We start from the raw sequence: 12,247 nt of genomic DNA, 5'->3' as shown, positions 1-12,247 counted from the left end.
ACGAAAATAATCTTTAGTAGGGTTATCTGGCATTTGGATAACGCCGTTCCGTACCCTGTAGCCCTGCTTGCGCAAGGACTGGATAATAGCAATCTTCAGGTGCTCTGCCGATGGCACGTTCATTATGGCCGCAAGTCCTTCATGTCCTTAATGTTCGCTTGCTTCATTCCTCCGTTGTCCTTTCGATATCCGCCTCGTCGAGTGGTTCGTCGACGGCATTACGCAGCCAGGATGGATCGAAGCCAGCAGCCGACGAGGCCTCGATGCGGATTCGCACCTTGGCTCCGTCGGATTTGTCGGCCAGGTTCGCGATGGCCGGGAACGCCTTGAAGACCTGTTCTCGGGTGGCCTCGAAGGCAAAAGCGATCCGCTTCTTCCGACCGGCGGTATCCGTGCCGGTTGAGACCGGACCCGTACCGGTTCCCACACCCATTCCGGCCAGGTCCTCTTGGATACTGGATGGGGGGACAGAGCCGGTTTCGACAAGTGCTGCTCCGGTGGGTTGGGCCGCCGGGGCTTCCTGGACGGCTTGCGGCATCATGAGAAAGCCGGAATCGAAATCGACTTCGTCATCAGCAATGGAGCGGCCGAGAATCACCTTGTCGGGGTTCACCTGGTATTTCCCATCAGGGCCGAGAACGGGACTTCCTCCACTCACATAGGCGAAGACACTTTCCGATACACCCCGTGCGATTCCCTTGCGCAGCACGGATGCAGATTCCAACCGGGGCGGCGCAATATCCCGAAAAAACGATTCAAGTACATCGGATGCCTTGATGCCCATGAGCGGGGGCTCACCCTCGCACAGGGATTCACCGAGTCTCACGCGCTCGACAATTTTTCGCGGCGTAACCGATCCGTGAATCCGCGGAGTCCCCACACTGGTAAGCAGCTCCATGATCCGCTCGTGCACGCCAGTCGCCTGAAGCGGCCTGCCACCCCGTTCCACCCTTTCTATTTCCAACTCGCCATCCTGAACCCGAGGCAGCCAGATGGCCGTGTAGAGCTCCCGGAAACACGACTCAGCCGCGGCCTGTTCGGTGCGCTTCCTCTCCCGGAGTTGGTCAAGCTGATCCCTGGTAAGCCGGAGCTGCTGCTTCTTTGCCTCAACACGATCAATGGCCAGCAGGTAACGAACGGCACGCCGCAAGGCCTCGATTTGTTTCTTTTCCGGTATTGCGAGGCCCAGACCGTTCCGGAACCGCCTGGGGCGATCTCCGTACTTGGTGAGGTACTCCTTGGCCTGACGTTCCTGCTCCGACTTGTCCTCGGCGGCAAACTCAATGGGCAGGTAGGCAACGAGAAAATGCGGGTCCCCGTCGGGGATGTCCTGGGTCCTCAAAGGCCATACGATGGCCTTGTGGTGTCCGGCCAGCCGGGCATCCAGCATCTCCTTGATCTGGCTTCGGACCGGGCCGTGCCCGCGCGCCTGGGAATCCTCGCGGGCAACGGTCTGCTCGGCGTCCTCGATCAGCTTGGTAACATTCGGGTCCTTCTTGAAGCAGTAGCGGACGCCGTCGTAATGCAGGTAAAGGCATGTATTACGAAGCTCGGACAAGACGGCGGTAGCTGTGATGTTGTCCAGGTCGGGACCGACGCATGCCGCAAGGAGTTCGTTCTCCGTAACGCCGGGCGGCAGCGTTTCGTCACTCCCTGAACCCTCACGCCGGAGCCCCCCAAACGAGTACAGAAGGATGGCCGTGGCGATGCGCGTAGCCGGCTTCACGCTGGCAAGCACAGGAGTCTCGCGCGCCATCCGCTCGTCGATGCGCATTGCCCGGGCGTTTGGGCCGTCGATATCCGCCGTGATGACCGGATCATAATCGTTCTGCACCCCCAGCTCTTTGAGCATCTTTACCCGCACGTCAACGTCCTTCACGGGGATGTCTCCAGGGCCAAGAAGCGCCTTGGCCCCGCCGTTCTTCTTGAGAGAGTGCATGCAGGAGGCAAGGAACCGCAGCGCGCCGCGGGTCCTCTGAAAGGCATCCACCGCGGTCCAGCGTTCCCGCATGATATCAATGAGCGCGGGATGGAACGGATACGCGGCCCGCATCCGATCACGCAGAAGGCGGCCTTCCTCCTCCGCCTGCTGGCGCTCCGATGCTGTCTCTGCATGAGCCCGCTGCATGCCAGTGATGATCTCCTGATACACCGTGGCCACCTCGGCGGCAAGTGTTGGATCAGGAGCGCCACCCAACAGACGTCGCTGAAGGATCGGCAGGACCTCGTCCCCTGAGACAGGCTCTCTGAGTTGGTCCACCCTTGAAGCGAGCTTGTCGATCTCGGCAAGCAGTCCCACATTCCCCAAAGCCTCCCTGGCGCTCCAGGTGAGGGAATAGACGAGCGCGGCCTTCTCGCTGCCAGCGACCTCGACGGTCAGGTTTTGGAAAAAGTCCTTGGCCTGGCGCTGGAGGGTTGAATCGAGGACACTGACCGCAGCGGACCGCTCCATGTACTTGAGCACTTCGTCGAGAAGGATCAGAACCGGCCTGTCGCCGGCCCCGCGGGTCAAGAGCTCCCGGATCACATCTCCGCCCGGGGCCACGCGGTCCTTGTCGTGGTCGGCCACCAGGGGAAAGGCCTTTTCGGGGTCAATCTGCCATGCGATCCATCCCCACATGGTCTGGATCGTACGGCCGTCATCCAGCGTCTTGCCATTACGCGCGTCGAACTTCTCGCCGTCGAAAACGGCCACGGCCACATTGCCAGGCCGGGCGAATTCCTTAGCCTCCGGGATACCATCCAGGGCCTCTCTCTTTCGCGCGGCATGGAACAGCGCCGCCAGAGTGTGCGACTTTCCCCCGCCGAAGGGCACCCGAAGTTTCAACACCCGGTTGTAGCCGGACTTGCCGGAGAGGGATGCCAGCACTTCGTCCAAGAGCTTTCGCAGATCGGCCGTAAGGTACGTTGCCCGAAAGAAGGCTTCCGGGTCCCTATTGACTACGGGTACGTTGGGATCATTGGCGGCGATGGCTCCCAGGTCGATGGCGAACACCGCCTCGGTCAGCGCACCCGCTTCCACATCAGGATGGAGCTTGACCAGGTCGGTCCAGGGACGAAGTGCATGTGTGCTCATTTTTTGGCCTCCGAATTTCGAATGAGTTCAAATAGGGTTCCTTCCCTTGCGGCCAGCCGTTGGTCGATCAGCGCCCGCCAGTTGGCGACGAGTTTGTTGAGCGCGGTAGCTTCCGCCTGCGTGGTCGCCAGTGTGTGTTCCGGCCCGTCGTCTTTCCTGCCGGCCAATGCAGTTCCGGCCAGGGTCTGGGCTACCAGCCGCAACCGTTCGCGGTCCGGCCTTGCCTCGTCGAGGAAGTCATTGAGCTTCCTGGGCTCGTTTTCCAAAAGCCAGAGGATGCGGTGCAGGATATCGATCAGCGGGGCCGACTTGCCGCCTGCCTGCCGCGACGCCCCGCTTTGCGGCGCAGGCAGGTCATCCCTTGGCATCCCAAGCTTTTCGTCATCACCTCGCTCGGTGAAATCGCGCAGTCGGTATTTGCCCTTCTTCTTTTCGACCAGCGCGCGGCTTCCGGACGAAAGGCCGTTCTGGCCATCCAATTCCACATTCTGGCCGTAGGTGAATACGATGGCCTCGCCCGCGTCCATCTCGGCCGCCTTGTAAGCGTAGCGCCAGAGTACGTAGAACCGACTCGGCCCGTCCACTGCGGCAACGCCGCTTCCGGTTACCCCGAAGATCTTCTCAAGGAGCGTCTCCAGCACGACCCCTTCCACCTCGGCCAGGAATTTCTCGGCCGGGACCTCCTCGCCGTTGGCGTACTCCACGCGCGAGAAGCGGGTGAAGGCGCGGAGCCCTGCGCCAACCGCGGCAATGACCAGGTCCGCGCCCGTGATCCCCATCTTCCAGAGCGAATCCACCCGCTCGCGGACGATCTGCTCCAGTTCGGGGCGGACCTCGTCCTCGTACCTGCCTGCCGCGTCGCGGGACGCGGCGCAGGCAGGGGAACCCATCTCTGCCCTTTCCCGTTTGCGCGCAACCAGGAAGATACTGGAGGCGAGGGCGGCGGTCTCCATTGCAACAAGCCGTGACTTCATCTCGGTATTGAGCGGCCATGCCTCGGTGACGGTGAAGCCGGCGCCGCGCAGGGCGTCCACGAGCGTGGACCAGCCCAGCGTCGTCTTGTGGGCATAGACCACGGTCATCTGCCCGCCGGGCTTGAGGACCCGGTGCGCCTCGGCAAAGGACTTGGCCATCATCTCTTCGTAGGCCTTTCTTGCGTCAGCTTTGCTCTTATGCCTCCAAGGCGAGGCCACTGCCTCGCTCTTCTTCGGAGAAACCTCTGCGCTGAAATGCTCTGGATAAAGATGGCCGATAGTGCGCTTGAGCCAGACATAAAAGAAATCGGAAAGCGCGGCATATTGTATATTGTCGTAGTAGGGCGGGTCGGTGATGACCGCGTCGAACGAGGCGTCGGGCCAGGGGAGCGCGGTGGCCGAGCCGCGGGAGACCTCGCCTGCTGCGCCTCCGAAGTCACTCGCTCCCCCGATAGCATTCAGCTGTAGGTTGATGAGTGATCGCCAGTCTCCTACAGAATCGCCGAACGGACTTATTTCGCAGAAGTCCCACACCATTGGGAGCGCTTGCCGCCCGAACGTCCCTTGCATCTTCTCCGCGTTCGGATTCCATCTGCATAGCGAAGAGGAGTCCTCCGCCTCGCGGTTCAGGGCAGTTGCAAGATACGTCACGACCGCCTTAGCTCTCTCCTCATCCATTGGTGCCACAGGCATCTTGCCTGTGCTCTGGTTCACAGGCTGGAAGCCTGTGCTACCGGCCTGTCCCACCATGGTTTGATAGGCCTCCCGCACCGCCGCCTGCCTGTGCGTCAACGCACGCAGACAGGCGGCGAAGGTGAGCAGGCAGAGCATCTGCCGGGGGGTGAAGAGTTCACTAAATGTCTTTATGCCGAAACCTCTTCCAGCAACTGTGGTTGGATCATTTGTATCCATCGGCTCATTCGGCACCGTCAGCCCGGTGCGCCGGCAGAGCGCCTCGATGCGCTTGCGGATCGCCTTGTCGTCGGGGGCGAACTCGGGGTAGTCGTCGGCCGACAGGTACACCTTGCCCTGCTTGCCCGGTCGCGTGCAGACAATGGCCATCATCTGCCGGCCCATGCGGCCCGCCTGGCCTTCCAGCTTCACATAGTCGCTGTCCGCGACCGTCCCGCAGAAGGGGCAGGTGGCGTTGCCGCCCTTGGAGAAGCCCGCCGGGTCGAAGCCGAGGCCCTTTTCCGTGCGACTTTCCATCACCTCGAAACGGACCCTTTTTTCGCCCTTGGGTGCGATCATCCGGAGCGCGACATAGCGATCCTTTTTCTTGCAGAGCCAGGTCTGGCGTACCAGTGGCACCGTGGCGCCACAGGCCGGGTTCTTGCAGCGGACGGTCCGCGTCCAGAGGTAGGCCACCGGCATGAGGTATCCAGGAGGGATGCTTTCCTTGTCTGAAGATTGCCACATTTCAGACTGTACCGCGGGCCTATTCCCCTTGTAGTCGGGATCAGGTATGAGTGGATAGAGATCGCCGATCTCTGCCTTGACCTTCTTGAGCACCCATTCACCCCAGTAGCGGACCTCCTCGGCCAGGCCGCCCCAGGTAGTTTCGCCTGGCTGCGCCAGCCCTTCAAGGCTGGCAGGCAGCCCCTTCGCGTTCTTCGGCCCTGCCTGCCGCGACGCTAGGCGGCCGGCATCCCATTCGCGCTTCAGCCACTTGCGGCCAAATCCCGTCTTGAGCCCTTGCTCACGTGCGACCGCTTCATCACGAGTTTTAAACTCCTCCCAGTGGATCAACTCAACTGGCTTGTGGGTGGCGGTCCACTCCGCTTTACCGCTCAGGTGATCTTCATAGCGCCGAACGATGTTGTCGGTTTGGCCGATATAGAAGGAATCGTCCTCGCATCGGATAACGTAAACCCAGAAGCGTCGCGGCGCAGGCAAGCCGGTCATACCGCGGACATTCGGGTCGGGTTTTCCGTACTTCTGGGGATAGACCAGCGTGCAAAGCTCGATGATGTGCGCCACGGGGTTCAAGTCGAGGGCGTAGGCTTCACAACCGAGGCGCAGGGCTTCCAAAGGGATGGCCCCACCACCGGCGAACATGTCGAGCACCCGTGGGGCAGGCATCTTGCCTGCCTCGATGTCCTCGACCGTCACAGGCTGGAAGCCTGTGCCACGTTCCTTGGTCAGCCGCTCGGCATGTGCTTCGAGGATGTGCCTCTGCGCTTCCTTGATAACGGCAGGGTTTCCCGGATACTTGCAGAGCCGTTCGATGAACTTGGCTGCATTGGCCCTGCCCAGAGACTTGCCATTCTTATGTAAGCCGTTCTCCCTGCCTGCGCCGCCTTCGTCGTCGCGGCAGGCAGGCGGAACGAACCGCGACGCCGGAACAAGCGCGCCATACACCGCGGCGCGACAAGCCACGAGCGGCCGCCGCGCCCACCAGAGGTGAAGGGTCGAGATGTGCCCCTTGCGGACGGATTTCTCCCGCGACGCCTCGGCGCTGATGGCCTGGATCGGCAGGAAGTCTTCGATGAGTCTGGGGTCGTCAGACATTGGTCTCTCCTCGATCCAGCTTTTTCCGTTCATAGGAGTCGTCGCTATCAATACACGCAATGCACGCGTGCATAGAGCCAATACACATGTGCATAGGTTTAACTTTTTCGTGTATAGAACGCATGGCACTCCTCCCCGTTTCTTCTCATTTTTTTGATATTTCATGCGGTTGAGCAAGGGATATGCGCTATACGCATAAATCGGCGCATATATATGCGTCAGCATTAAATATTACCGCCTCAACACATAAACCGCCCCTTTTCTGCTTCCTTCCTGGACTATCTGACCACTACTTTTTAACTTTTTTAACAGGTTATATGCTTGATCTTTTGTTAACCCGCACAGCTCCATGACGTCGGCCCGCTTGATGGAGCCATGTTTATCGATATAGGCCAGCACCATCTGCTCCTGCTGGATAGGATCGAAACCGGCCTGCCGGACATAGGCCGCCTTCTGGCCGATTTTTTTGTAAACCTTGGCGCTGAGCATATAGGACCGCCCGCGTCCGGTGTCTTGCGCTTCTATCATTCCGGCTTCCACCAGTTTTTCCAGTGTGGCACGTGTAGATGCCTCCGGCTTCTGGGTGCTTCCGGCCAAATCGGTCGTCGTGAGGCGCCGTTCCTGACGCAAGCGGGAAAAGATGATCAAACTATCTATAGGCATCGGCACACCGGTCCGCTCCTCATAGGCGAGGATCATCTCAAGAAAAGAGGTGTCTGCATCCGCACGGGACATGAGCAGCACCACCGAGGAAGCGTCGGACATGGAGTAGTCCGGCGCCGGTCGGCCGTAACGCAGCATTCCTTCAAAAATTCGATCAATGCCGCGTCCGGTGCGTTCAGCCAGACCGATTCGCTTGACGATATCGGCCAACAAAGGGTTGCGGGAGCGCGGCGGCGCTACAAGCAGATTCTGCAGCGTCACGCCTTCGATAAACCCCCCGGGGCTGGAAATGGTGAGGCCGTTGTCGTCCAGCCGTACATGCACGGCGCCCAAGCGGGCATAATCGCGATGGACCAAGGCATTGATAAAACCTTCTCGGAACGCCCGGCGGTCAAAATTGGGAATGGGCACCCGGAAAAGGCCGACTTGAATCTCCTCCTCAACAACCCGGGCCTTGAAAAGCAGCTCAACTTCTTCGAAGGTTTGCAGGAGCGGTTTGCGGAAGAATTCGTTGACGCGGACGTCCGTGCCTTCCAAGACCTGGAACGCGACTTCATGGGCAGGGATATACTGACGGATGATTTCTTCGCGTCCCATGAGCAGCAGGCCGGCAACTGTCGGCCTGCGAATTCCTTCAACGGTGGTGACGAGACCCAGTGTCCCATCCAATTCTTCATCGGCCAGAGGCAGCAGCGTCATATCACCGCCATACCGGCGGATGGCTTCACGTATTCGTTGCCGCTCCAGCGGGTTCAAATCTTCGGCACTCAGCGACGCGAGAGGCATGGCCGATGGATCAACCAACCCCAAACCGGCCTGACGCTGAATAAACTCATGGGGGTAGAAGGGTACTGCCTCGGGCTTGCCGGTAGCCATAAGACGGCGGCGCAACACCAGTCCGTCTGTAGTGGACACGATGGAATGAGATTTCGGCACGGTTATGTTGAGGATCTTTTTCCCCTCCTGCTCGATGATTTCAACGGATATGGCCACCGATGGGCTGGTCCGGTTGGCAATCAGGGCCTTGAGCCCTGTGGTGTCCTGATGGCTGGATTGAATACCGGTAACGCTTCCGTCATCTTCGACTCCCAAGAGAATCAGTCCACCTTCAGTATTGGCCATAGCAACCACGGCTGCAACAAGATCACGATCGGGGAGACCACCCTTTGCGTCGCTTTTGAATTCGACCGTCAGGGTTTCGCCCTTTGCCAAAATCGCCGTGAATTCCTGCTGACTCGTGTTCATCCGTGGTTCCTAATCCAAGCAATCTGTCCTGTGAAAGGATATATGTATTTTGTCGGCCATCAAGCTTTGTCATCCTCTCGGCGCATTGCCGCCTCCAATGCCTCGGCAGGGATTTCGTAGAACCTCGCCGCCACGATTTCCCTCTTGACATGGTCGAGCTTGGCAACGGGATTATGGATGCGCACAAGCTCAGGCGAAGCGCCTAAGGGGTCCCAAACCACATAGAGCCAGTAGGTCTCGGCCAGTTGCTGGGCCTTGTACCACTCGTTTGTAGTCAGCCTTACCGGCTGTCCCCGCAGGCGGCCCTTGACCTCGATTCTCTTGACAAAGACCTCGCCGGTGGCCTCATCCGCGATCCGGTGGGCGCGGATGTCGAACCCCAACTTCAGATGGCCGACCCGCTCGATGCGCTCGAGGGGGAAGCCCTCCGTAATCAGCGCTTCAATAACTTTGTCTTCTGCTGCGATTTCGCTCTGCCGGCGGATATTCGGATCGAGTAGTGGGTCAGCCTTCCAGGCTGACAAATCCTGGTCTGACAGGCTGGAAGCCTGTTCCACCGTTTGCACAAAGGCCGTTCCCACGTGCTTGACCGGTCCGGTTCTGGCGATCTCAAGCCGCCTCAGCCCGTCGAGGCGTTCCTGGCGTGTGCGCTGAAGTTCATCTACATATTTCCTGGCCTCATCGGCTGCCAGTTTAAACTCCGGTTTGGTCACCGCCTCACCGGCAAGCAGCATGGCCCGCTCCTGGGCGCGTTTTATGCGGACATCGAAGGATTTTTCTAAATATTCCCGGCAGATACTGGCGAATCTCTGACGTTCTTTTTGACAGCGGGCGCGGCACTCGAGCTGATAGGTGCGCTTGAGGAAGTCGGAGGCCATGGACAGGCTGGAAGCCTGTCCCCCCATGTCTATTTCTTGCGGCGGATGCGGATGGGCTGCCAGGTTGAGGAGGATCTCGCTCGGGATGACTTCGTGATGCCCGCGCCCCGCCTGCGCGCCGCGCGCGGGCAGGTCCTCCCGAACGGCCACGAGTTCGCCATAGAGCGGCACGTCGTTCCCTTTCGAGTCCTTGCCACGGATCGAAATTTCAAAAAAGTGGATATGGTAGGGTTCTCTGCACAAAGGATCGACGAAAAACCCAATGCCTCCGATCAAATCCTTCAGGCGCTCATTGAGCTTCTCGTCCACAGCTGCATAGAGCGGATGTCCAGGCCCCATCAGCACGGCGTCAACGTGAGCGTCCTGTTCAAGGTGGTGTTTGTGGAAGGTGATCTTTCGGTAGGACGATTCGGCTTTCCCGACCTTCTGGACTGAGCGAAGACGTTCAGAGCGAAGATCTGCAAGGACGTGCTCAATGCGCCACAACCCGTCGGCCCTCGGCTCGACCCGGAGGCCCACTTCCCGAGCAGCAGCGACGAACTGCGCTTCCACATACCGGGGCATCAGCCGACGCTCTTCGACCTCGAGGTTTCGGCGTTGGAATGCTGAAAAATCCACGTGGCTGCGCGCAAGCGCGATGCCCGTGGCCTCTTCGTATTCTTTGAGCTTGGCCGGATCGATGCGGTCGATCTGGTCGAGGTACTCATCGAGCCGCCTGGGGTCATAGGCCGCATCTCGAAGCATGTCCGGCAGATTCACGTCGTTCAAGGAGAGCACCTCGCCGATTACGTCGAACACGCGGCCTTCGAGGGCTTCGTTCATCGTGTCGAGCTTCTCGAGGAGACGATGCAGGATACGCCCCTCGACAATGGGCTGACCGTCCTCGGAATCCGTGGCCACGAAGTTGAAAGCATAGACATCCCGGTCCTGACCGATGCGATGAATACGGCCCAGGCGCTGCTCCAGCCGGGTCGGGTTCCAGGGCATGTCATAGTTGATCATCAGGTGGCAGAACTGGAGGTTGATACCTTCGCCGGCGGCCTCCGTCGCTACGCATACCTGCGCCCCGGTTCTGAAAACCTCCTGCGCTCGTTTGCGTTCATGCGGGTTCATGCCGCCGTGGATTTCGCAGGTGGAAAAACCCCATCGTTCAAGATGATCGCGCACGTAGCCGAGGGTATCCCTGTGCTCCGTAAAGATCAGGAGCTTTCCCCGGCCATCCTTCAGGTCCATAAACTGCGCCTCGCCGAGGCACTTCTTCAATGCGGCCAACTTGGAATCGTTCGCGTTTTCACGAACCCTTCGCGCCTGCTCGACGAGCTCCTTAAGGGCGGAGATTTCTGCGCGCAACTGCTCAATTTCCAGCGCGGCAGTGTACTCATCGACCAATTGATCACGTACTGCATCGTCGAGATCGTCTTCGTCCTGCTCGGCGTCAGGCAGGCGACCCTGTAAAGCGGCCAGCCGTTTGGCGCGCTGGGCCGGAGTAAGTCCCTCAAGCTCTTCCAGGAGATCTTCCTGCTTTTTCAACCGGCGCTTGATCGACTCGTGAATGGCGCATGTGGAGCTCACCAACCTGCGTTGCAGGACCGTTCTGGTCAACGCCGCGGAGGAACGTCTTTGCCCGGTCTGCTGCGGGATAAACTCGTTGATGTAAGCGGTAACGCTCTTGTAAAGGGTGTATTCGTCGTTGTTCAGGCGAAATGTAACCGTTCTTGCGTAACGGTCTGGAAAGAGACGCTTGCCATTGGCATCCCTCAGATCCTCCTTTAGCCGGCGCAGACACCACGGGGAGTCTTTCCCAAGCCTAAAAACATTTTGCCGAATCTCAGCAGCCTGCTTTCCCAGTCGGTGCGGCTCGGGGAAAAGATCTGGCTCAATGAGCCGAAGGAAATGAGCGAATTTGTCTTCATCTCCGTGGTGTGGCGTCGCGGTGAGGAGCAGGATGTGGTCGGCCTGCGAGGTGAGGCGCGAAACCAGGTCGTATCGCTTGGTCGTGGCTACCTTCGGTTCGCGTCCCTGACCGCCTGACGCGGTTCTCGCCGAACACTTGTGGGCCTCGTCGATGACGACCAGGTCCCAGCGCTGCTGCCACACTCGCTCGCGCACCTCATCCTGCTTGGCGTAGTCGATAGACGAGATGACCTGCGAGGAGCGCTGCCACGGGTTCGTGAGCTGCTGCTGGTCGACGGCGGAGAAGATGATGTCGAAGGACTCGCCGAACCACCGGAGCATCTCGTCTTGCCATTGGATCGTGAGCGGCGCGGGGCAGAGAATCAGGACTCGCTCGATGGCTTCTCGGAGCTTCAGCTCCTTGATGAGCAGGCCGGCCATGATGGTCTTGCCCGCTCCAGGATCATCCGCAAGAAGAAAACGCAATCTGGGCTGCGGAAGCATCGCTTGGTACACCGCTTCAATCTGATGCGGCAAGGTGCGGATACCTGAAAGGCTCACGGCAAACTGCTGATCGTGTGCGTAAGCTAATCGAATTCGGGCGGATTCGATCAGAAGTCGCAGCTTCTCGGCGTCCACTGGCGTCTTAGCTTTCGCTTCGCCGGGACCCAGTCCAAGAACGGCTGCCACCTCTTCGGCAGAGATTACAGCCTCTTCCAATGAGCCGTCGGGAAGACGAACACGGCACTCATAGCCTGCCGAATCATCGGAACCGAGCGGTCGCGCATCTTCCAGAACCACAGACACATCGAAGTGCCCTGGGAGGAATATCCGCTGCCCAATCTGAGATGTGAGCAGACCGCTATCCATTCCCGCCTCTCTTCCGTGAACGTGTCTTTGGTGTTGATCGATTCGTCTGGGTTTTCGAAGGGGGCCGGCTTTGTACGGAATTTAGAGTCTTCCCTCGCCCTGCCTGCCGCGACGCCCGCGGCGCAGGCAGGTCGTTG

Annotated in this window: 4 protein-coding genes; all 4 read right to left on the bottom strand. The window is 59.6% G+C overall.

Features of this window, described 5'->3' with window-relative positions; all coding sequences use genetic code 11:
- Positions 1-163: 163 nt before the first annotated feature.
- The 4 genes from LGS26_RS03280 to LGS26_RS03265 all read right to left on the bottom strand — a co-directional run bounded on the left by LGS26_RS03280 (position 164) and on the right by LGS26_RS03265 (position 12,110).
- Positions 164-3,076 (bottom strand): ATP-binding protein, encoded by a 2,913-nt coding sequence (locus LGS26_RS03280; RefSeq protein ID WP_237889222.1) that lies wholly within the window; start codon positions 3,074-3,076, stop codon positions 164-166.
- The gene (locus tag LGS26_RS03275; protein WP_237889221.1) at positions 3,073-6,561 is read right to left on the bottom strand and encodes a DUF1156 domain-containing protein; all 3,489 of its coding nucleotides are present in this window, start codon (positions 6,559-6,561) and stop codon (positions 3,073-3,075) included. The genes LGS26_RS03280 and LGS26_RS03275 overlap by 4 nt, the downstream gene beginning before the upstream one ends.
- A 231-nt stretch (positions 6,562-6,792) precedes the next feature.
- Complete coding sequence (locus tag LGS26_RS03270; protein ID WP_237889220.1) at positions 6,793-8,469, bottom strand: RNA-binding domain-containing protein; 1,677 nt, start codon at positions 8,467-8,469, stop codon at positions 6,793-6,795.
- A gap of 59 nt (positions 8,470-8,528) precedes the next feature.
- Positions 8,529-12,110: a helicase-related protein gene (locus LGS26_RS03265; RefSeq protein ID WP_237889219.1), complete on the bottom strand. Its 3,582-nt coding sequence runs from the start codon at positions 12,108-12,110 to the stop codon at positions 8,529-8,531.
- Positions 12,111-12,247: the final 137 nt, after the last annotated feature.

This window comes from Dissulfurimicrobium hydrothermale (assembly GCF_022026155.1).
GTDB lineage: Bacteria > Desulfobacterota > Dissulfuribacteria > Dissulfuribacterales > Sh68 > Dissulfurimicrobium > Dissulfurimicrobium hydrothermale.
Note: the sequence above shows the minus strand (reverse complement) of the source record. Positions and strands in the feature narration are given on the sequence as shown.